This is a genomic window from Micromonospora sp. U56 (assembly GCF_018070095.1).
GTDB lineage: Bacteria > Actinomycetota > Actinomycetes > Mycobacteriales > Micromonosporaceae > Micromonospora > Micromonospora purpureochromogenes.
The window spans coordinates 74988-96590 of the sequence record NZ_JAGPYL010000002.1 but is presented as its reverse complement, the minus strand read 5'-3'; the positions used below and the strand labels follow the sequence as shown (position 1 = coordinate 96590).

The following is a 21603-nucleotide window of genomic DNA, read 5'->3' as shown; positions in this document are numbered from 1 at the left end:
GGGCCCCTTCCGGTGGTGTGGACGTCAGTGCGCTCCCGCCCCGGTGAGGGCGCGCACCTCCAGTTCCGCGTACTTCTCCTCGTCGTGCTCCTTGGAGATCACCGTGCCGATCCAGCCGCAGAGGAAACCGAAGGGAATGGAGATGATGCCCGGGTTGGACAGCGGGAACCACTGCCAGTTCTGTTCGGGGAACATCGAGGTCGGCGCTCCGGAGACCACCGGCGAGAAGAACACCAGGAACACGGCGGAGATCAGGCCACCGTAGATGGCCCAGACCGCGCCCGAGGTGTTGAACCGCTTCCAGAACAGGCTGTAGAGGATCGCCGGCAGGTTGCCGGAGGCCGCGACCGCGAAGGCGAGCGCCACCAGGAAGGCCACGTTGAGGCTCTGCGCGAAGATCGACAGGACGATCGAGATCGCGCCGATGACCAGCGCGGAGATCCGGGCGACGTTCACCTCCTGCCGTTCCGAGGCCTGCCCGTCCTTGACCACGTTGGCGTAGAAGTCGTGCGCCAGGCTCGACGACGACGCCAGGGTCAGTCCCGCGACCACTGCCAGGATGGTGGCGAAGGCGACCGCCGCGATGATCGCCAGCAGGGTCGCCCCGCCCAGGTCGCCGCCGAGGAACTTGATGCCCAGCGCCTCGGCCAGCTGCGGTGCCGCGGTGTTCCCCGCCTTGTCCTGCGCCGTGATGGCCGTGCCGCCCACCATCGCCGCGGCGCCGAAGCCGAGCGCCAGGGTGAGCAGGTAGAACGTACCGATGATGCCGATCGCCCAGAGCACGCTCTTGCGGGCCGTCTTCGCCGTCGGAACGGTGTAGAAGCGGATCAGGATGTGCGGCAGGCCGGCCGTGCCGAGCACCAGGGCGATGCCGAGCGAGAGCAGGTCCATCTTGTTGTAGAAGGTCTGGGTCGCATTGCCGGCCACCTCCACGCCGTACCGCTGGCCCGGCCTGAGGAAGTTCTCTCCCTTGCCCGATGCCGCCGCCGCGTCGCCGAGCAGCGTGGAGAGGTTGAACTTGTAATGCGCCAGCACCAGCAGGGTCATCACGATCGCGCCGCCCATCAGCAGGAACGCCTTGACGATCTGCACGTAGGTGGTGCCCTTCATGCCACCTACCGTGACATAAATGATCATCAGGGCGCCGACCATGATGATGGTGGCGATCTTGGCGGTGTCCGCGTCCATGCCGAGGAAGGTCGTCCCCGGCTTGATGCCGAGCAGCAGCGCGACCAGCGCGCCCGCGCCCACCATCTGGGCCAGCAGGTAGAAGATCGACACCGTGATGGTGGAGACCGCCGCGGCGGTCCGCACCGGGCGCTGGCGCATCCGGAAGGCCAGCACGTCGGCCATCGTGTACCGGCCCGAGTTGCGCAGCAGTTCGGCGACGAGCAGCAGCGCCACGAGCCAGGCGACCAGGAAGCCGATCGAGTAGAGGAAGCCGTCGTAGCCGTAGAGGGCGATGATGCCGGCGATGCCGAGGAAGGACGCGGCCGACATGTAGTCGCCGCCGATCGCCATGCCGTTTTGGAAGCCGGAGAAGGAGCGGCCGCCGGCGTAGAAGTCGGTGGCGGTCTTGGTCTGTCGGCTGGCCCAGACGGTGATGGCCAGCGTGATCGCGACGAAGACCAGGAAGAGCGTGATGGTGAGGTTCCGGGCGGTGCTGCCGCCCGCCTCAGCCGCGAGGACCGTGTTCATGGGTCACCTCCCCGATCTCGGCGCGGATCCGGTCGGCGACCGGGTCGATCTTCCGGTCGGCGTACCGGGAGTAGAGCCAGGCGATCAGGAAGGTGGAGAGGAACTGGAGCATGCCGAAGACGAGGGCGACGTTGATGTTGCTGCCGAAGAGCTTCGTGCCCATGAAGCCCCGCGCGTAGGCGGAGAGGATGACGTAGAGCGCGTACCACAGGAAGAACGCGACGGTCATCGGGAAGACGAAGCCGCGCAACGCGCGACGCAACCCGGCGAACTCGTCCGACCGTTGTACGGCGAGATACCGCTCCGCCGCCGACTCGGCGGGCGCGGACGCGGGTGTGTCCGTGGACATCTGTGGATCACCACCTTCACAGGCCTGGGGAGTTTCGCGCACCGTAGAGAGCGCGCTTCCATCCAGGGAAGGCCGAGATCGGGGCCGGTCGGCGGCTGCGCCGAACGGTCTGCGGGCTGCGCCGAGTGACCCAGGTCACTCCGACGAGCGGTAGGTCGGGTGGGCGCTCGCCGGGCCGCCACGAGCTGTCGCCGGGCCGTCAGGTCAGCTCGTGGTACCGGCCCCGGTAGTGCAGCAGCGGCATGGTCTCCTCGGTCAGGTCGACCGCCTCGATGATGGCCTCGACCAGCAGGCCCCAGCCGTACTCCCGGGCGTTGTCGAGCCGGCAGCCGGCCCACCCGCCGGCGTCGCCCGGGATCGGGCCGTAGGGAGTGTCGAGCCACGATCCGGTGGCGAAGAGCCCGCCCGGGGAGGGAAAGAGCCCGGCGAACCGGTCGGCGAGCTGCCGATGCGGCGGCCCCAACGGCGCCACCGCGAACCGCCCGGCCTCCTCCACCGCCGCCCACAGGTCCGACTCCGCGTCGATCAACCCGAGCAGCCGGTCCGGCTCCCCCTCGGCGATCAGGGTGGACGAGACGGTCAGTCCCGCCGGGCCGGGGGCCGTCCAGAGGGTCACCGGCGCCGCCAGCCGACCCCGCAACCGGCGTACGGGCGAGCGCTGCCCGGCGGGCACCGCGAACGGGTCGGTGTGGTGGATCTCGGCACCCGGCTCATGATTCACGTGAAACATTGTGCCGCCCCGGGCCCGCGCCCAGCCGAGGAAGCGGTCGTGCAGGTCGGTCGGACGGGCCTGCGGGTGGAGTCGGGCGAGCTGATCGGCGGCCTCGGCCATCAGCCCGCCCAGGTACACCAGCAGTGCCGTCCGGTCGTGCCGGTACTCGACCAGCAGGCCGAGTCGGGCCGGCTGACACGGCCAGTGCGCACCGCAGGCCCGGCACCGCCAGAGCGGTCGCATCGGCAGATGCGGCACCCGCCTGCTCACCGCCGGTCCCTCACGACGGTCGGCGCGGCGATGGCCGACGCGGTGACGGTCCGCGCGGTGACGGTCCGCGCGGTGACGGTCCGCGTGGTGGCGCTACGCCGGGCGTGTTCCGGCGTGTCGGCGGCCGGAGACGAATGCCGCAACGAGCGATATGACTCAGAGGCATATTTATGACTCAGAGGCATCACGCTCACGGGCGTGTCCGCCTTCCCGGCGCGACTCGCCCGGGCGGCGGTCACCATCGCCCGCCGTTCGCCCGCCAGGTCTGCGCCGGGGTCAGCCAGCCTGCGCGGCCCGGTCGCGGCAGGGCCACCGTCGGCGCGGTCGCCCACGCCGGCGGCTGGTTCGGCCGGCCCACCGGCCCCTGCGGCGCGGTCGCGCCCGGCACGCCGGTCGCCGGTGCCACCTTCTTCCTCCGGTACGGCCACAGCCGGGCGTTTCTGCCGCGGATGAACCCGAACATCGCTGACTTCCTCCCGGTCTCGAGGGTCGCCCCGGTCGGGGATTGACCGGGGCGACCCGACGCAGGACCGGCCGCCGGGTCGACGCCTCCACCGGCCGGGCCGCGTGTTCTCCACCCTGGACGGCGGGCCGGTCGCAGGGGAGGATGCCAGGGCTTACTACGCAACGGGGTCACGTACTTACCGGAGAGGTAAGGATGAACGTCGAGATGTGGGTCAGGGCGTTGAAGGCCGCCCGAGCGGGTGCCGAGGTGTCCCAGGAGGGGCTGGCCGCCACGATCAAGTGGAGTCCGTCGACCGTGGCGGCGATCGAGACCGGCCGCCGTCGGCCGACCATGGAGTTCGCCGTCGCCGCCGACCAGGCCCTCGGCACCGGCGGCCTCCTCGCCGAACTACTCAAGGCGGCCGACCAGGAGCGGGGGCCGTCCTGGTTCGCGCCCTGGCGAGGCTACGAACAGCAGGCCACTCGACTGCGTGCTTTCGAAGCCTGCCTGGTGCCCGGCCTGCTCCAAACCGAGAAGTATGCGTACGCGGTCATCTCGGCCGGTGGGCTGCACGCGCCAGCGATGGTGAACGAGTTGGTGGCGGTGCGGATGGAGCGGCAGCAACTGCTGCACCGCGACGAGCCACCGCACTGCGTCTTTTCGCTCGATGAGTCGGCGCTACACCGTCCGGTTGGTGGGCCTGCCGTGCTCGACGAGCAACTCGGTCGACTCCTGGGTGTGGCCGACCTGCCGTTCCTCCGGCTGCACGTTATTCCGCTAAGCGTCGGGGAGCACGTCGGGCTCGGCGGTGGGTTCGTGCTTGCTGAGCTGCCGGACGGCGACAGGGCCCTCTACCTGGAGAATGCCGCTCGGGGACACGTCATGGACGACCCTGAAATGATCGGCTTGATCGATCGCAAGTGGGATAGCCTGCTCGGCGAAGCACTGTCCACAGGCGCCTCGCTGGATCTGATCCGGAAGCTGAAGGTGACGCCATGACGATGATCAAGCCGCACTGGCGCACCTCCAGCCGATCGACGGACTCCGGCGGTAACTGCGTCGAGGTGGCGGACAACCTGCCTGGCGTGGTGCTGGTGAGGGATAGCAAGGACCGCTCCGGGGCGACCCTCAGCTTCGCTCCCGGCGCATGGCGGTCATTCGTCGCGCAGACGCCGTCCGCTCCGCCGACCGACCGAGGTCCGGCCCTGCCCGCATGATCCGCCGGGCCCGACCTCTGCCGGGCCCGACCTCTTCCCGGCCCGGACGAGGCAGGGCGCTCTGCAGGCCCTTTCGAGCTGATGTCGTGAACGAATCAAACCCGTCGGGCCCGGAGCCTGAGTCGTTGACGACATCAGCTCGAAAGGATCTCCGACCACCGACCACCGACCACCGACCACCGACCACCGACCACCGACCACCGTCCGCCGTCGGGCTCGCGCGAACCGCGCCACCGACCCGGGACCGGTGATCACCGACACGGTGGCGCGGTCGCGCGGGGCCAGCGGGTCGCTGGCCGGCGCCGTGGTCGGTGCGTACTCGTTCGCAGGGCCGCGATTTTGTCGGAATCGGGGCCCTCGCCCGGACGTCCTATCGTGCCGGGCATGGCCTTCGTGACGCCGCCCAGCTCGCCCAGTCCCGGTCCGTCGGTGCCGACTCGATCCTGCGGGGCGAGGTCGACCTCCGCGCCTACCCGTTCCGGCACCTGGCCGTCTCCGCCCGGCCCGGGTTCATGGGCAACAGCGTCACCCAGCTCATGGAGGCCGTCGAGCACCTGTCGAACTACGGCTGGGAGCTGGTCAACGTCGCCTCGGTCACCGGCAGTCACATGCTCTACGCCTTCATGCGCCGGGTCTGACCTGAGGCGGGTGGCTCAGGTCGTACCCCCGTCGGCCGGATCGTCGGCGGTGAGCGAGCGGCGGGTGGCGGCCAGCACCTCCGGGTCCGCGCAGCCGGCGGCGTAGCCGGCGATCCGGCGGCGGATGTCCCGGGTGAGCAGCCAGCCGCCGACGCGGTCGGCGACCGGCCGCAGGAACGCCGGCCGGCAGCGGAAGCTGTACCGCCAGGTGGCGACGGTGTGGCCGGACTCCGCAGCGGGCGCGAACCGCCAGCCGCCGGCGAACATTTCGAAGAACCAAGGGCCGCGCACCATCTTCATGCCGACGGTCGTCGGTGGCGCGAACGAGACGTACTCGCTGACCATGACCAGGCCGTGCCGGGAGCGGGTGAAGGTCCGCACCCCCTTGCCGGGGCGGGGCGCCCCGTCGGTGAAGTGCTGCTCCCGGACGAACGGGTCCCAGCGGTAGCGCACCGGCGCGGTGGTCTGCGACACCGCAAAGGCCAGCTCGGGCGGGACCGGGACGGTCGCCACCGCCTCGACGACCGGCATCAGCGGCGCGGGGTGACGGTGGCCAGCAGCTCCGGCATCCGCCGGTCCAGCACGTCCCCGGCCAGGTACGAGCCGAGCAGCGCCGCCCCCAGCCCGTACGCCGCGCCGAGCGGCAGGGCCAGCCAGAGCCAGGCGTCCCCGAGCAGCGCCGCGGCCACCACCATCGGTACCGCGGCGGCCGCCGAGGCGACCATGGACAGCAGGGTGAGGAAGCTCTTCGCCACCCCCGCCCCGGTGTTCATCGCGAACGGGTTGCTCGTCTCCGGCAGCGAGTACGCCCCGAGCACCGACACGAACCCGTTGATCGCCAACCCGGCCCCGTACGCGGCGAGCAGCGCCCCGCCGGCCACCCCGATCCAGCCGGGCTCGCCAACCACCAGCGCGATCACCACCGACACCACGCCCAGCATCGGCACCACGTACGCCGAGAACGCCGTCATCCGGGCGCGCAGCTCCAGCCGACCGGGCACCCCGGCCACCACGTTCGCCGCGTACGCGCTGCCGTCGAAGCCGAACTGATTGGCCAGGGTGACCGAGGCGAGCACCCCGACGAAGAGCATCGACAGGCTGAGCAGGACCGGCGACGAGTTGCCGGCGGTGAGGTCCGGTCCGTCCTCGGCGGCGAACTGCGGGCCGCCGAGGTTCACCATCACCGGCACGAAGACCCCGACCACCGCGACGGTGATCAGGTTGGCCCGGCGCCGGGCGTCCCGCCACCAGTAGCGCGCCTCCCGGGCGACCAGCGCGCCGAACCGGTCCCGGCGCGTCCAGGCCAGCGCCCGGGGGAAGAGTTGCGCGACGGGCCCGCCCGCCGGCCCGCGCCGGCCCTTGGCCGGAGCGGCGCTGGCCGCGCCGACCATCGCCGACTCCAGCGACCGCGACCACCACAGCAGCAGCAGGCCGATGGTCACCGCCGTGATCAGCAGCTTCACCGGTACGGCCCAGGCCCGCCCCTCGGCCACGTCCACGCCGACCGTCCAGGGCGCGCCGAACGGGGTCCAGCCCACCACCTCGGCCACCCCGGCCAGCCGGTCCCAGTCGGCGTCCTGCACCGCCGCCAGCACCGCGATCTGCAACGGCCCGAGCAGGGCGGCGACCACCGCGAGCAGCACGGCGGCCAGGTCGCGTACCCGGCGGGACCGCAGGATGGTGGCGAACGCGCTGGTCACCGCGCGGCTGGCGGCGACGCAGAGCAGCAGCCCCGCGACCACCCCGACGGCCGCGACCAGCCCGGCCGCCCAGCCGCCCAGCGCGGCGGCGGTGACCACCAGCCCGGAGACGGCGAGCAGCACCGCGAGCACCGGGACGCTGACCAGCGCCGCCGCGAACAGCCCGGCGACCAGGGTGCGGCGGGGCAGCGGCAGCAGCGCGAACCGGGCCGGGTCCAGGGTCTCGTCCACGCCGAAGAAGACCAGTGGCAGCAGCAGCCAGCCGAGCACCAGCAGCCCACCGCCGAACGCGGCGGTCATCAGCGCGTACCGCGGCTCGTCGGCGAAGCCCGGCGCGGCCAGCGCCAGGAAACCGCCGGCGGCGAACCAGAGGCCGACCAGGATGCCGATCACGAACATCGCGAGCCGCCAGCCCTGGCCCCGGAAGTTGTTGCCCATCACCCGCAGCTTGAGCCGGACGAAGTGCCGGGCGGAGACCCGCCGGACCGGGTCGGCCGGGACGGTCACCGCGACAGCCACGACAGTTCCTCACCGGTCGCGGTGCGGCCACCGACCACCTCGACGAAGACCTCCTCCAGGGACCGGTCCCCGCGCACCTCGTCCAGGGTGCCGACCCGCTTGATGGTGCCCTCGGCGAGGATCGCCACGTGCGAGCAGAGGCGCTCGACGACCTCCATGACGTGGCTGGAGAAGACCACCGTGCCGCCGCCGGAGACGTACCGCTGGAGGATGTCGCGGATCAGCGCGGCGGAGACCGGGTCGACCGCCTCGAACGGCTCGTCCAGCACCAGGACCCGGGGGCCGTGCAGCAGCGCGCAGGCCAGGCCGATCTTCTTCTTCATGCCGGCCGAGTAGTCGACCACCAGGGTCCGGCCGGCGTCGGTGAGCGCCAGCACGTCCAGCAGCTCGGCGGCCCGCTGGTCGACCACCGCCGGGTCCATCCCGCGCAGCAGACCGTGGTACGCCAGCAGCTCCGCCCCGGTGAGCCGGTCGAAGAGCCGTACGCCGTCCGGCATGACGCCGAGCAGCCGCTTCGCGCCCACCGGGTCGGCCCACACGTCGTGCCCCAGCACCCAGGCCCGGCCGTGGTCGGGGCGTAGCAGCCCGACCGCCATCGACAGCGTGGTGGTCTTGCCGGCGCCGTTCGGGCCGAGCAGACCGTAGAAGGAGCCGGCCGGGACGGCCAGGTCGACGCCCGCCACCGCGACCTTGCCGTCGAACTGCTTCGCCAGGCCGCGCAGCGCGAGCGCGGGGTGCCCACCAGTCATGCGTCCGACCGTATCCGGGCCGGACCAGACGAAGCTCCGGCCGCAGGATGATCCCGCGTCCTCCCCGGGACGTACCCGCCCCCAGCCCACACCACCGCCACGGACAGGGTCACAGCCGTAGCGCCTCGGGGGCGTGCAGGCGCAGCATGGTGGCCCCGACGTCGGCCGGGGCCCGCCGGCGGGTCGCCATCGAGACGGCGACCATCACCGTGAAGGCGAGCGGCACCGTCCAGGCGGCCGGCTGCGCGATGAGCGTGGCCGGCCAGCCGGACAGCGGTGGCCCGAGCACGGTGACCAGGACCGCCGCCACGGCCGCCCCGCCGCCGACCAGCACCCCGGCCGCCGCGCCCAGATCGGTCAGCCCACGCCACCAGATGCCGAGCACCAGCAGCGGGCAGAAGCTGGACGCGGCGACCGCGAAGGCCAGCCCGACCACCTGGGAGACGTCCAGCCCGGAGACGTTGAGCGCGAGCACCGCCGGCACCCCGCCGGCGATCACCGTGGCCAGCCGGAAGCCGCGTACCGAGCCGCGCCCGAGCACGTCGGTGGAGATCACCCCGGCGACGCTGGTGAGCAGCCCCGACGAGGTGGAGAGGAAGGCCGCGAACGCGCCCGCCGCGACCAGCGCGGCGAGCAGCCGGCCGGTTGCCCCGTCGCCGAGCGCGGCCCCGGGCAGCAGCACCACCACCGCGTCGGTCTGCCCGGTGATCAGTAGTTGTGGCGTGTAGATCCGGCCGAGCACGCCGTAGATGGTGGGCAGCAGGTAGAAGACGCCGACCAGGGCGAGCACCACCAGCGTGGTGCGCCGGGCGGCCGCGCCGTCGGGGTTGGTGTAGAAGCGGACCAGCACGTGCGGCAACCCCATGGTGCCGAGGAAGGTGGCCAGGATCAGCGAGTACGTGGCGAAGAGGCCGCGGTCGTCGTCCCCGGCCGTGTCCGGCAGCAGCCAGTCGGCCGCGTCGGTGGCCACTCCGGACACCTCGGGCACCGGGTCGCCGGCGGCGAAGTCGAGGCGGTCGCCGGGGCGTACCTGAAGGATCGTGCCGTCGGCGAAGGTGAGCTCCGCGCGGTGCTCGACCACGACGGTGGTCGCGGTCCGGAACGCCGGCCCGTCGGGCGGGGTCACCGCAGGCCGGGCGTCGGCCTGCCACTGCAACGCCAGGAAGATCGCCGGTACGGCCAGCGCGGTCAGCTTCAACCAGTACTGGAAGGCCTGGACGAAGGTGATCGCCCGCATCCCGCCGAACGCCACGTTCGTGGTCACCACGACGGCGACCAGCAGCGCGCCCACCGGGTACGGCGAGCCGGCGACCGTGGCCAGGGTCAGCCCGGCGCCCTGCAACTGCGGCACCAGGTAGAGCCAGCCGATGAAGATCACGAACACGGTGGCCAGGGTGCGCAGCCGGCGCGAGCCGAGCCGTAGTTCGCAGAAGTCGGGCAGGGTGAACGCGCCGGAGCGGCGCAGCGGCGCGGCCACGAAGAGCAGCAGGGCGAGGTAGCCGGCGGCGAAGCCGACCGGGTACCAGAGCACGTCCACGCCGTACTTGAGGATCAGCCCGGCCACGCCGAGGAAGCTGGCGGCCGACAGGTATTCCCCGCCGATCGCGGCGGCGTTCCAGGTCGGACTCACCGCGCGGGAGGCGACCAGGAAGTCGGAGGTGGTGCGGGCCAGCCGCAGCCCGTAGAAGCCGATGCCGAGGGTGACCAGGGTGACCGCCACGATGGCCGGGACGACGTAGCCGTTGCCCATCTCAGCGCTCCGGCCGCTGGACCAGGTCGGTGAAGTCCTGCTCGTTGCGTTCGGCCAGCCGCACGTACGCCCAGCCCACCGCGATCAGGAACGGGAACGAGGCGAGCCCGAGCAGCAGCCAGGGCAGGTTGACGCCGAAGACGGTGACCCGGCCGACGGCCGGCGCGATCGCGAACAGCCAGGGCAGGCCGCCGAGCCCGATCAGCACGACCAGGCTTATCCGCAGCGCGAGCGCCAGCTGCGCCCGGACCAGGCCCCGGACCAGCGCCTCGCCGACCCGGGTCTGCTGGGCGAGTTCGACGCGGGTGCGTTCGGCCCGGCTGTCCCGGCGGGACACCTCTGCCAGCACGATGCGCGCCCGCCCGGCTGACTGTGGCGCCCGGGGGGCCGGTACCGGATCGTCGGCAGCGGTCACCTGGGCAGTCTCGCCTGCTCAGCGCGGATGTCAAGGGCGTCCACCGGGGTTGTGGACAACCTGTGGAGAACGCTTCACCCCTGTGGACAACCCACGAGTTGAACATTAAGACGGCATTAAGTTCCCGCGCGTTCACCCCTTGTGTTGTGGCGAGGTATGTTCTTGCCGGTATCGACCGCGCCCCCTACGCTGGGGCAGCAATTCCCTGTTTCCTCTTCATCCACGGGGTTTCTATGCGCAAATTCCGCACTCTGCTCGGCGCGACTCTCGCCGGGGCATGTGCACTGGCCGTGGTGCCGGGTACGGCATCCGCGGCTCCCGCCGCCGCGCCGCAGTTGGCGACGGCGGATCTCGCCGACACGACCGGGGCCTACTACGAGGTCTCCCCGGCCCGTCTGATGGACACCCGCGCGGGCCTCGGCGCGCCGAAGGCGAAGATCGGCCCGCTGGCCAAGGTCGACCTCCAGGTCGCCGGCCGCGGTGGCGTACCGACCGCCGGCGTCGGCGCCGTCGTGCTCAACGTGACCATCACCGGCCCGACGATGGACAGCTTCGTCACCGCCTACCCGGCGGGCGAGACCCGGCCCGACGCCTCGTCGGTCAACTTCGCCAAGGGCTGGCTGGGCTCCAACAACGTCACGGTGAAGCTCGGCGCGGGCGGCAAGGTCTCCGTCTACAACCGCAACGGCTACACAGACGTGGTGGTCGACGTGGTCGGCTACTACGCCAAGGACAACTCGATGACCAACCGCAACGGTGGTCAGTACGAGTGGTACGAGCCCGACCGCGCCTTCGACACCCGCACCGACCCCGAGGGCAAGCCGACGGCCGGCACCACCCTCGAGTACGCGCTGGACTTCGGGCCGGAGCGCAACCCGCACATGCGGACCCTGGTCACCAACCTCACCGCGGTGGCGCCGGCGAGCGCCGGCTTCCTCACCGCGTGGTCGGGTGCCACCGCCAAGCCGACCGCGTCCACGGTGAACTACGGCGCCGGCCGCAACGTGCCGAACACCGCGTTCATCCAGACCACCCCGTGCACCGGTGCCGAGCCGTACCAGTGGTGCACCGTGGGCTCGCGGAAGTTCAAGATCTTCACCTCGGCCTCCGCGCACGTCCTGGTCGACGTGGTCGGCGCGGTCGACGACGGCTTCTCGCCGTATGGCATGCGTTTCGCGCCGATGAGCCCGACCCGGATCGTCGACAGCCGCACCAACCTGGGCACCCCCGGTGCCATGGGTCCCGGTAGCGTCCGTCGCGTGACCGTTCCGGGCACGCTGCGCACCCCGGACACCGGCGTGGCGGTCATGAACGTGACCGCGGTGAAGCCGACCAACAACACGGTGATCACCGTATGGCCGGCCGACATCCCGGAGATCCCGAAGCCGAGCACCAGCAACCTGAACCCGTACGCCAACCAGGTCGTGTCCAACGCCGTGCTGGGCATCATCGAGCCCAACGGGGTGTTCAACGTGCACAACCTGAGCGGCAGCACGCACCTGGTGGCCGACATGGTGGGCAGGTTCTACTACCCGGCCGCTCCGGCGGCCACGCTCTCCGGTGACGCCGGCAAGAGCAAGCCTCAGATCGTGGGCGCCTCCCACCGCTGAGCACCCGCACCACCGAAGGGCGCCCCGGCCGACGGCCGGGGCGCCCTTCCCCGCTTCCGGCGGGTTCGGGCGGTCACCGCCCGCACCGCGATGGTCCAGCAGGACGAGGACGTCCTGGTGCTGAACGCGACCGCGGTGGCGCCCACCCGGAACACCGTGCTCACCATCTGGCCGGCCGACTGGCCGGGCACCACCAGACCGACGACCAGCAACCTCAACCCGGTCGCCGGGCAGACCGTCTCCGCGGCGGTGCTCGCCGAACTGGGGCCGAACAAGCGGTTCAACGTGCACAACAACGCGGGCACCACGGACGTCGTCATCGACGTGGTGGGCCGGTTCTACTGGCCGTGACGCGGGGCGTGCCCCGGCTCCGGCCGGGGCACCCCTTTCCGTTCCTTCTCTTCCACGGGGCCTTCATGCGCAGAATCCGCAGTCTCCTCGGCGCGCTCGTCGCCGGCGCCTGTGCCACCGCCGCACTTCCGGGGGTGGCGCTCGCCGCGCCGACCGCGCCGTACACCGTCCTCACCGTCGACGTGGGCGACGCCTACGGCAAGCCGGTCAAGCAGTCCGGCGTCCACGACGGCACCAACTCCACCGTCACCGGCCGCGCGTACGGCACCGGCGGCCTGAGCATGGGGGTGAGCGGCCTGCCGGGTGGCTCCACCATCGCCATGTGGATCACGCCGCCGGTCGGCACGCCGACCTTCACCGCCGGTCAGACCTACCCGACCGTCGGCTCCGGCGACGCTACCCACGCCGGCCTGAACATCTCCTCGGACAACACCGGCTGCAACGGCACGTACGCGTACGGCAGCCTCACCGTCCGAGAGGTCGCCTACGACGCCACGGGGGCGGCGACCGTCCTTGCCGCCGCCTACGAGTTCCACTGCTCGCCCAACGCCGGAGCGGTGACCGGTGAGGTGCGCTGGAACTCCGGCCTCACCTATGTCGGGGCGGTTTCCTCGCCCGCGCCGCTCGACTTCGGCCGGGTCGCCATCGGCGGCTACATGGAGAACGCCTCGGCGATCTTCGTCGTGAAGGGCACCCAGGACACGGTCTTCGGGGCGGCCCGGATTTCCGGGGCCCAGGCGTCGTCGTTCAAAATCATCGGCAACAACTGCTCCGGCCGGACGTACTGGTCGGGCGAATCGTGCGCCGTCGCCGTCCAGCCGAACGCGCTGCGTTGGGGCGACTACACCGCCAACCTGGAACTGGACGACAACAGTGCCTACGGCAAGCGCGTGGTGCCGCTGAAGTTCACCGCGTACGACACGGTGGTCGGCATGTACTACCCGCTGGCGCCGCAGCGCCTGATGGACACCCGCTCCGGCCTGGGCCGGCCCGCCCCCGGTCCGGTCGGTGCCCGGCAGGCCGTCGAGCTCCAGGTGACCGGGCGAGGCGGGGTGCCGGCCGGCGGCGTCGGCTCGGTGGTGCTGAACGTGACGGTGACCGGGCCGACGGCGAGCAGCTTCCTCACCCTCTACCCGTACGGGGAGTCCACCCCGACCGCCTCGTCGATCAACTTTCCGGCCGGCTGGCTCGGGTCCAACAACGTGACCGTGAAGCTCGGCGCCGGCGGCAAGGTGATGATCTACAACCGCAACGGCTCCACCCATGTGGTGGTCGACGTAGTGGGCTTCCACGCCGCCAGCGACACGGTGAAGAGCAGCCTCGGCTGGGGCGGTCACTACCATCCGGTCGAGCCGGCCCGGCTCATCGACACCCGGCCCAACCCGTTGGAGGCGGGTCAGCAGATCCAGAGCCAGGTCGACTTCGGCCCGGCCAGCCCGCACGTGAAGGCGCTGGTCCTCAACATCACCGCGGTCAACCCGGCGAAGGCGGGCTTCCTCACCGCCTGGGCGGGTGGCCCGCCGGTGCCGACCTCCTCGACCGTCAACTACGGCGCCGGCAAGGTGGTGCCCAACCTGGCCTTCGTGCAGACCCGCCCGTGCACCGACTGCGGTCCGGCGTACGCGGTTCCGGACTTCACCATCTACACCTCGCAGCGGACCGACCTGGTGGTCGACCTGGTCGGAGTGATCGACGACGGCTCGCTGCCGGACGGGCTGCGGTTCAGCCCGTTGAGCCCCACTCGCACCGCGGACACCCGGACGAACTTCGGGATGGGAGGGCTCGCTGTCGGTGACATCGGAACGATCACCGCGCCGCCGTCCGTGGTCACGGCGGACACCGAGGTGCTGGCGATGAACGTGACCGCGATCGCGCCGACGAAGAACACCGTGCTCACCGTCTGGCCAGCCGACGCGGGCATGGCGAAGCCGGGCGTGAGCAACCTCAACCCGGCCGCTGGGCAGATCGTCTCCAACGCCGTGCTGGGCGGGATCGGCCCGAAGGACGCGTTCCATGTCCACAACCTCACCGGGACCGTCGATCTGGTCGCCGACGTGGTCGGTCGGTTCTATCTGTACTCGGGCACGGCCAGCACGACTGCGCTCGCCGCACCGCAGCCGCTCACGGCGCGGGGCACCACGAGCGCCCGCGGCTGACACCCGTCCAGAAGGGCGCCCCGGTCTCGGCCGGGGCGCCCTTCGACGTGTCCGGGACCGGGCCGGTGCGGACCATCACCCGCACCGGCCGGTCCGTCACTCCAGGCCCACCCGCACCGGGCGGGCGGTGGCCGACCCGAGCCAGGTGTGCGGGTTGCCGTACCAGCACCAGCCCAGCTTCGGCGCGCCCTGGCTGATCCAGAGCGCCGGCACCCGCTTGTCCCCGCAGCGCGACCCGACCAGCGAGAAGCACCGGTTGCTGGCCAGCGCGGCGGGAAAGTGGGTGATGAAGGCGATCCCCTCGTCGATGGTGAGTGGCAGCCGCTCCTGGGCGGCCATCCCCTCCATCGCCGAGGCGGGCGGCAGGTTGCGGAACTCCTCGCCCCGGTCGACGTCGAAGAGCAGGTACGCCGGTCCGGCGGGTGCCTCCAGCTCCTTGATCGGGTCGAACCGGGGCAGGTCGTCGAGGGGGAAGTTCCGGTCGAGGATGCCGGGCTTGCGCTTGCCGGCCAGCGTGGTGAGCGCCAGCCGGTCGGGCACCGGGACCAGGTCGCGGGTGGTGACCAGCAGGAACGGCACCCGAGCCTCGGTCGGGGCGGGCAGCCCGGCCGCGCCGGTGACCGCGGCGTCCCGCAGCGGGGTGACCAGGTCGCGGAACGCGGTTTCGGTGAGCCCGGCGAGCTCCGGGTAGCCCAGGCGGATCAGCCCGTCGAGCTGGCGGTCGAACTCGGTGGCGGGGTCGAACAATGTCACGGTTGGCCTCCCGTTGTCGTAGGGCCTACCGTACAGTGTACGGAGTTCGGGGATTATTCCCGCTCAGCGATTCCAATCCTGTTTGGCCGCCCGCACCAGCTTGTCCTTCAACTCCCGGGTGTGCCGACGGCTCACCGGCAGTTCCGTCCCGTCGATCACCACCACGTAGCCGGAGTTGACCAGGCGCAGCTCGGCGATCAGCTTCAGCTGCACCAGGTGCGACCGGTGGATCCGGACGAACCCGGCGTCCGCCCAGCGCTCGGCGAGCGTCGCCAGCGACACCCGGACCAGGTGCGAGCCGTCGGCGGTGTGCAGCCGGGCGTAGTCGCCCTGCGCCTCCACCCAGCGCACCGCCGACCGGGGCAGCATCCGCGTCGTCCCGGCCAGCTCGATCGGAATGGTCGGGTCCTCCTCTGCCCGGGCCAGGGCCGCCGGGTGCGACGGCACCACCCGGGAGCCGATCACCCGGCGCAGCGACTCGGCCAGCCGGTCGGCGCGTACCGGCTTGCGGACGTAGTCGGTGGCCCCGAGGTCGAAGGCGTCCACCGCGCCGTCGTCGTACGCGGTGACGAAGACGATCGCCGGCGGCCGGGCGAACCGGCGCAGCACCCGGGCCAGCTCCATCCCGTCCAGGCCGGGCATCCGGATGTCCAGGAAGACCACGTCCACGTCGGCGTCGCGGAGCACCCGCAGCGCCTCGGTCGCGTCGCCCGCCGTGTGCAGCCGGGCCACCCGGGGATCGGCCCGCAGGTGGTACGCCAGCTCGTCCAGCGCCGGCGGCTCGTCGTCGACCGCCAGCACCCGCAGGAACCCCGCCGTCGCGTTCCCGGTCACGATCCCGCCCGTACGCCGGGATGGAACTTCGGCACCCGCAGGCTCACCTTCGTACCCGAGCCGGGACCGGTCTCGACGACCAGGCCGAACCGGTCCCCGAAGACCGACCGGAGCCGCTCGTCGACGTTGGAGAGGCCGACGTGCTGGCCGGTGTCGTCGGTCGGGTCGCTGCCGGCGCGGGCCAGCTCCGCGATCCCCGCGGTCAGCGTGGCCGGATCCATGCCCACTCCGTCGTCCTCCACCGTGATGTGACACTCGGCGCCCGCGTCCCGGGCCTCGATGCTCACCATGCCGGTGCCGGGCTTGCGGGACAACCCGTGCCGCACGGCGTTCTCCACCAGCGGCTGGAGGCAGAGGAACGGCAGCGTCACCGGCAGCACCTCCGGGGCGATCTGCAACCGCACCTGCAACCGGTCGCCGAACCGGGCCCGCTCGATGGTCAGGTAGCGGTCGATCGAGCGCAGCTCCTCGGCCAGCGTGGTGAACTCGCCGTGCGCCCGGAACGAGTAGCGGGTGAACTCGGCGAACTCCAGGATCAGCTCCCGGGCCCGCTCCGGGTCGGTGCGGACGAACGAGCCGATCGCGGTCAGCGCGTTGTAGATGAAGTGCGGGCTGATCTGGGCGCGCAGCGCCCGGATCTCCGCCCGGGCCAGCCGCTCCCGGGACGAGTCCAGCTCGGCCAGGGCGAGCTGGTTGCCGGCCCAGTGCGCGGTCTCCAGGGTGGCCTGCACCAGCCCGGGCGCGGGTGGGGCGTCGGCGACCGCCACCAGCGCCCCGACCACCCGGCCCTGCGCGCTCAGCGGCGCCAGCACCGCCCCGCGTACCGGGCAGTCGACCCGGTCGCAGTGCAGCTCCGACTCGCCGAGCACCGTCGACCGGCCCGCCTCCACCGTCCGCCGGGCCGCCGCGAGCAGTTGGTCGCCGTGGTGGCCGCCGCGCCCGTCGAGGGCGAGCAGCGCGTCGGAGTCGGTGAGCGCCAGCCCGGCCGCCCCCACCAGGGTCCGCAAATGACGTACGGCCTTCGCCGCGCCGGCCGGGGTCAGGCCGGTACGCAGCGGTTCGGCGGCCAGGCCGGCGGTGTGCAGCACCTCGTAGGTGGCCCGCTGGGTGGCGGTGGCGATGCCTCGCCGGCCGCGCAGCCGCAGCACCGCCCAGAGCGCGGCGGCCAGCGCCGTGACCAGCGAGACGACGCCGACGACGGCGGAGAGGTTGCCATCCACGCAGCGATCCTTGCCGCTGCGGGCCGCCACGCCAAGCCCTGGCCGGGCGTCTCCGGCGGCCGAGCCGCCTAGTACGCGCCCTTGCGGGCCAGTACCACGCCCACCGTCCGCCACAGGATGCTCAGGTCGTACGCCAGCGACCAGTTGTCGACGTAGTAGAGATCCAGCCGGACCGCCTCGTCCCAGGAGAGGTCGGAGCGGCCGGAGACCTGCCACAGCCCGGTCATGCCCGGCCGGACCAGCAGCCGGCGCCGCACGTCACCCAGGAAGTCGCCGTCGTCGGCGGGCAGCGGACGCGGTCCGACCAGCGACATCTCCCCCCACAGCACGTTGATCAACTGGGGCAGCTCGTCCAGCGACGAGGCGCGCAGGAAGCGGCCCACCGCGAAGACCCGGGGGTCCTGCTTCATCTTGAACAGCATGCCGTCGGTCTCGTTCTGGTCGACCAGGCCGGCCAGCCGATCCTCGGCGTCGACGTACATGGTCCGGAACTTCCAGACCCGGAAGGTGCGGCCCTCGTGGCCCACCCGGGGCTGCCGGAAGAAGACCGGCCCGGGGTCGGAGATCCGGATCGCGAGGGCGATGGCCGCGAAGAGGGGGGCGAGCAGCAGCAGGCCCAGCCCGGCGGCGACCCGGTCCATCAGGCTCTTCATCAGCAGCGCCGGGCCCGACAGGGTCGGCTCCTCGACGTGCAGCAGCGGCAGGCCCTCGATCGGGCGGATGTGCACCCGGGGGCCGGCGATGTCGGTCAGCTGCGGGGCGACCACCAGGTCGACGCCGGAGCCCTCCAACTGCCAGGCCAGCCGGCGCAGCTCACCCGGCTCGGCGCTGGCCGAGCCGCAGACCGCGATGGTGTCGCCGCCGACCTCGCGGACCAGGGCGAGGACGTCCCGGCCGGCGTACACCGGCACCGGGGTCTCGATGCCCCGGGCGGCGGCGTACCCGTCGGTGATGTGGATGGCGACCGGTACCAGGCCGGCGCTCGGGCTGCGGGTGACCGCGGTGTAGACCTCCAGCGCCTCCGGCAGGGTGCCGACCAGCACCATCCGGTGCCCGGCGTGACCGGCCCGGCGACGGACGGCGTGCAACAGGGCGCGGGCCGCCATCCGCTCGACGAGGATCAGGATCAGTGCCCCGAGTAGGGCGAAACCGACCGTCCAGCGGGACAGCTGCGTCACGGTGGCGAAGGCGATGAAGGAGACCGTCGCGGCGACCGCGACACCGCCCCGGATCACCCGCTTGAACTCGTCCGGGCCCAGACCCAGGTAGCGCCGGTCGTAGGCGCGGTTGCCCCAGAGGATGACCACCCAGCCGAGCGGCAGCAGGCCGAAGGCGACCGTGTAGAACCAGGTCGGGTCCTCTTTCACCCCGTAGAAGCCGGAGGCCGCCTGGTCGAAGATCTGGATGGCGAGGAAGCTCGCCAGCGCCGCGGCCCCGAAGTCGAGCAGGAGCAGGGCGATTGTGTACGGGCGGTGCCAGCGCGACACCCGGCGACGGGCCCTCGCCCACCCCGACCGGGGGACGCCGTTGTGCGACGGCGGTGTCGGCGGCTGGATCTCGAAGCTGTCGACGTGCCGCACGAGTTTGCTCCGGCCTGTGTTGGTTACCGGGCGCTGGAGGCTTGTCGTCACCTCACCCATGTCCTCCCGCATGACACGCGCCGCTCACTCGCGGTGAGGGGCGCGGGTCGCCCACCGTTCCAGTCTCCCACGCTGCCAGTGGGCCGGACGCTGACCCGAAGGACATTGCGCCTGGTGTTGCCAGCAGGGATCCGGCCGGCTCCACGTCAGTTTTCGAAGCCGGGGACCGAGCCACTATACCGATGGATGGCGGCCCCGGTAGAGGCGCGGACGGGCAGCTTCCACGCGCCCGGGACGATTCCTCTCCGTAATCGCCGAGTGTCATTACTCACCGTACGAGCCGAGACAACCGACGGTCAGCGAGGGGCTTTCCGCCGGTCTGACAGGTCGGGCAGTACTGGAGGCTCGAATCGGCGAAGGACACCTCCCGCACCGTGTCGCCACAGACCGGACAGGGCAGGCCGGTCCGGGCGTGCACCTTCAGACCGGAGCGCTTCTCGCCCTTCAGCTCCGCCGCCCGCTGACCTAGCGAGCGGCGGACCGCGTCGCCGAGCACCGCCCGGGTCGCCGCGTGCAGCGCGGCCAGCTGGTCGTCGGTGAGCCGGTCGGTGATCGCGAACGGCGAGAGCTTCGCCGCGTGCAGGATCTCGTCGGAGTACGCGTTGCCGACCCCGGAGAGCACCGCCTGGTCGGTCAGCACCCCCTTGACCTGGCCCCGCCGGCTGCGCAGCCGCTCGGCGAAGGTGGGCAGGTCGGCGCCGAGGGCGTCCGGTCCCAGCTTCGCCACCCCGGGCACCTGCGCCGGATCGGTCACCAGGTACACGGCCAGCTTCTTCTGGGTGCCCGCCTCGGTCAGGTCGAAGCCGGAGCCGTCGTCGAGGCGGACCCGCAGGGCGACCGGGCCCTTGCCGGGGCGCAGCGGGGTGGTGGACGGGAACGCCTCCCGGTAGTGCAGCCAGCCCGCCCGGGCCAGGTGCACCACCAGGTGCAGATTGCCGTCGACCACCACGTCGAGGAACTTGCCGTGCCGGCGGGCGTCCAGCACCGCCCGGCCCGACAGCGCCGAGGGCGCCGGGTCGTACGTCTTCAGGGCGCTGATCGCGGCGACCTCGACCCGGTCGACCCGCCGCCCCACCGCGCGCTCACGCAGGTAACCCGCGAGCGCCTCCACCTCCGGTAGTTCGGGCACGTTCCAACGGTAGCCTTCTTTCCCGTGAGCGCGAGGAACGAGCTTGCGAGTCCCCGCCGCGAGTGCGAGGAGCGAGCGTTGCTGGCCCCGCAGTCGCGAGCAGAGAGCGGCACAGTCGCGAAGGAAAGGCGAGCTCCGTGAAAATCGTGGTGGCGCACAACCGGTACCGGGAAGCCCAGCCCTCTGGCGAAAACACGATCGTCGACTCGGAGATCGCCCAGCTCACCGACGCCGGCGTCGAGGTGCTGCCGTTCATCCGCAGCTCGGACGAGATCCCGTCGATGTCGAAGGCGGCCAAGGCGCTGCTGCCGATCTCCCCGATCTGGGCCCCGCGCGCCCAGGAGGACCTGTCCCGGCTGCTCACCACGCACCGTCCCGACGTGCTGCACCTGCACAACCCGTACCCGCTGATCTCGCCCTGGGTGGTGCGGACCGCGCACCGGCACGGCGTGCCGGTGGTGCAGACGGTGCACAACTACCGGCAGGTCTGCTCCTCCGGGATCTACTTCCGGGACGGGATGATCTGCCAGGACTGCAAGGGCCGGGCGCTCGGCGTGCCGGCGGTCGTGCACCGCTGCTACCGCAACTCCCGGGCGCAGAGCGCCCTGATGGCGACCACCCTGGCCGTGCACCGCGGCACCTGGCGCTCGGTCGACCGGTTCATCGCGCTGACCTCGGCGATCGCCGATCACCTGCGGGACTACGGCATCCCGGACGAGCGGATCGTGGTCAAGCCCAACTCCGTGCCCGACCCGGGCCGGCCGGCCCCGCTCGGCGACGGGTTCCTCTACATGGCCCGGCTCACCCCGGAGAAGGGCCTCGACCTGCTGCTGGAGGCGTGGCGCCGGCACCCGGTGGGCACGCTGGGCACGCTGCGCGTCGCCGGCGACGGCGAGCTGCGACCGTTGGTCGAGGCGGCCGCCGCGGAGCGCGCCGACGTGGTCTACCTGGGCCAGCTCGACCGGGCCGGGGTACGCGCCGCGGTCGAGGCGAGCGCGGTGGTGATCGCCGCCTCCATGTGGCACGACGTCCTGCCGACCGTGATCATCGAGGCGCTGGCCAGCGGCCGGCCGGTGCTCGGCACGGCGCTCGGCGGCATCCCGTACCTGGTCGGGGCGGACGGCCCCCGCGAGCCCGCCGGCACCGGGTCGGCGGAGATCGCCTCCGCGGTCCCCGGCGGGGGCGTCGCGCCGCTGCCCGCCGGCGTGGTGACCGGTACCGCCGGCTGGGTGGTCCCGCCGGAGCCGGCCGCGATGGCCGCCGCCCTCCCGGTCGCCCGGGCCGGTGCCGCCGCGCTGTCCCAGCCGGCCCGGCTCCGCTACGAGCAGACCTTCCACCCCGACGTCGTCACCAAGCGCCTCCTAGACATCTACACGTCGGTTACCCGCCCCTGACCCCGCCTGCCTCTCGCCGGCTTTCCGCGTGCACTTTCGGAGAAGGCGTGGGTA

Annotated in this window: 21 protein-coding genes; 7 read left to right on the top strand and 14 right to left on the bottom strand. The window is 72.0% G+C overall.

Going from position 1 to position 21603, the window contains the following annotated elements; translation table 11 throughout:
* Positions 1-24 precede the first annotated feature (24 nt).
* From KBX37_RS01680 to KBX37_RS01665, 4 genes are all read right to left on the bottom strand, one after another.
* Entirely contained in the window at positions 25-1698 is a 1674-nt protein-coding gene (locus KBX37_RS01680) for a cation acetate symporter (RefSeq protein WP_210773861.1), read from the bottom strand.
* On the bottom strand, positions 1676-2047 hold the full coding sequence (locus KBX37_RS01675; protein WP_210773860.1) for a DUF485 domain-containing protein: 372 nt from the start codon (positions 2045-2047) through the stop codon (positions 1676-1678). Before KBX37_RS01675 ends, KBX37_RS01680 begins: the two co-directional genes overlap by 23 nt.
* Before the next feature lie 199 nt (positions 2048-2246).
* Positions 2247-3002 (bottom strand): flavin reductase family protein, encoded by a 756-nt coding sequence (locus tag KBX37_RS01670; RefSeq protein WP_210774084.1) that lies wholly within the window; start codon positions 3000-3002, stop codon positions 2247-2249.
* Between the two features lie 262 nt (positions 3003-3264).
* Complete coding sequence (locus KBX37_RS01665; RefSeq protein ID WP_210774100.1) at positions 3265-3492, bottom strand: hypothetical protein; 228 nt, start codon at positions 3490-3492, stop codon at positions 3265-3267.
* Between the two features lie 195 nt (positions 3493-3687).
* Between KBX37_RS01665 and KBX37_RS01660 the strand changes: the two genes are divergently transcribed.
* The 3 genes from KBX37_RS01660 (at position 3688) to KBX37_RS01650 (ending at position 5329) form a co-directional block, all read left to right on the top strand.
* A complete protein-coding gene (locus KBX37_RS01660) occupies positions 3688-4473 on the top strand; it encodes a helix-turn-helix transcriptional regulator (RefSeq protein WP_210773859.1) in 786 nt (261 codons plus the stop codon).
* Entirely contained in the window at positions 4470-4691 is a 222-nt protein-coding gene (locus KBX37_RS01655; protein WP_210773857.1) for a DUF397 domain-containing protein, read from the top strand. The genes KBX37_RS01660 and KBX37_RS01655 overlap by 4 nt, the downstream gene beginning before the upstream one ends.
* Positions 4692-5002: 311 nt before the next feature.
* Positions 5003-5329: a hypothetical protein gene (locus KBX37_RS01650; RefSeq protein WP_247656845.1), complete on the top strand. Its 327-nt coding sequence runs from the start codon at positions 5003-5005 to the stop codon at positions 5327-5329.
* Between the two features lie 15 nt (positions 5330-5344).
* Here KBX37_RS01650 and KBX37_RS01645 read toward each other — a convergent pair whose 3' ends face one another.
* The 5 genes from KBX37_RS01645 to KBX37_RS01625 all read right to left on the bottom strand — a co-directional run bounded on the left by KBX37_RS01645 (position 5345) and on the right by KBX37_RS01625 (position 10462).
* On the bottom strand, positions 5345-5860 hold the full coding sequence (locus KBX37_RS01645) for an SRPBCC family protein (RefSeq protein WP_210773855.1): 516 nt from the start codon (positions 5858-5860) through the stop codon (positions 5345-5347).
* The gene (locus tag KBX37_RS01640) at positions 5860-7548 is read right to left on the bottom strand and encodes an ABC transporter permease (protein WP_210773853.1); all 1689 of its coding nucleotides are present in this window, start codon (positions 7546-7548) and stop codon (positions 5860-5862) included. The genes KBX37_RS01645 and KBX37_RS01640 overlap by 1 nt, the downstream gene beginning before the upstream one ends.
* On the bottom strand, positions 7533-8297 hold the full coding sequence (locus KBX37_RS01635; RefSeq protein ID WP_210773851.1) for an ABC transporter ATP-binding protein: 765 nt from the start codon (positions 8295-8297) through the stop codon (positions 7533-7535). Before KBX37_RS01635 ends, KBX37_RS01640 begins: the two co-directional genes overlap by 16 nt.
* 109 nt (positions 8298-8406) lie before the next feature.
* Entirely contained in the window at positions 8407-10047 is a 1641-nt protein-coding gene (locus KBX37_RS01630) for a cation acetate symporter (RefSeq protein WP_210773849.1), read from the bottom strand.
* 1 nt (position 10048) lies between these two features.
* Positions 10049-10462 carry a hypothetical protein gene (locus tag KBX37_RS01625; protein ID WP_210773847.1) on the bottom strand — a complete coding sequence of 138 codons (414 nt, stop codon included), beginning with the start codon at positions 10460-10462 and terminating at the stop codon, positions 10049-10051.
* Between the two features lie 233 nt (positions 10463-10695).
* Here KBX37_RS01625 and KBX37_RS01620 point away from each other — a divergent pair, with 233 nt between their 5' ends.
* The 3 genes from KBX37_RS01620 (at position 10696) to KBX37_RS01610 (ending at position 14579) form a co-directional block, all read left to right on the top strand.
* Positions 10696-12072 (top strand): hypothetical protein, encoded by a 1377-nt coding sequence (locus KBX37_RS01620; protein WP_210773845.1) that lies wholly within the window; start codon positions 10696-10698, stop codon positions 12070-12072.
* Positions 12073-12162: 90 nt separating this feature from the next.
* The gene (locus KBX37_RS01615) at positions 12163-12423 is read left to right on the top strand and encodes a hypothetical protein (RefSeq protein WP_210773844.1); all 261 of its coding nucleotides are present in this window, start codon (positions 12163-12165) and stop codon (positions 12421-12423) included.
* Between the two features lie 65 nt (positions 12424-12488).
* Entirely contained in the window at positions 12489-14579 is a 2091-nt protein-coding gene (locus KBX37_RS01610; RefSeq protein ID WP_210773843.1) for a hypothetical protein, read from the top strand.
* 96 nt (positions 14580-14675) lie between these two features.
* Here KBX37_RS01610 and KBX37_RS01605 read toward each other — a convergent pair whose 3' ends face one another.
* The 5 genes from KBX37_RS01605 to KBX37_RS01585 all read right to left on the bottom strand — a co-directional run bounded on the left by KBX37_RS01605 (position 14676) and on the right by KBX37_RS01585 (position 20155).
* Positions 14676-15332 carry a DUF5701 family protein gene (locus tag KBX37_RS01605; protein ID WP_307848913.1) on the bottom strand — a complete coding sequence of 219 codons (657 nt, stop codon included), beginning with the start codon at positions 15330-15332 and terminating at the stop codon, positions 14676-14678.
* 63 nt (positions 15333-15395) lie between these two features.
* Entirely contained in the window at positions 15396-16166 is a 771-nt protein-coding gene (locus tag KBX37_RS01600) for a LytTR family DNA-binding domain-containing protein (protein WP_210773840.1), read from the bottom strand.
* Positions 16163-17386 carry a sensor histidine kinase gene (locus KBX37_RS01595; protein WP_210773838.1) on the bottom strand — a complete coding sequence of 408 codons (1224 nt, stop codon included), beginning with the start codon at positions 17384-17386 and terminating at the stop codon, positions 16163-16165. Before KBX37_RS01595 ends, KBX37_RS01600 begins: the two co-directional genes overlap by 4 nt.
* A gap of 68 nt (positions 17387-17454) precedes the next feature.
* Positions 17455-19026 (bottom strand): sugar transferase, encoded by a 1572-nt coding sequence (locus KBX37_RS01590; protein ID WP_210774081.1) that lies wholly within the window; start codon positions 19024-19026, stop codon positions 17455-17457.
* 268 nt (positions 19027-19294) lie between these two features.
* Positions 19295-20155, bottom strand: coding sequence for an Fpg/Nei family DNA glycosylase (locus KBX37_RS01585; RefSeq protein ID WP_210773836.1), 861 nt, complete (start codon positions 20153-20155; stop codon positions 19295-19297).
* Between the two features lie 137 nt (positions 20156-20292).
* Here KBX37_RS01585 and KBX37_RS01580 point away from each other — a divergent pair, with 137 nt between their 5' ends.
* Entirely contained in the window at positions 20293-21549 is a 1257-nt protein-coding gene (locus tag KBX37_RS01580) for a glycosyltransferase family 4 protein (RefSeq protein ID WP_210773834.1), read from the top strand.
* Positions 21550-21603 lie beyond the last annotated feature (54 nt).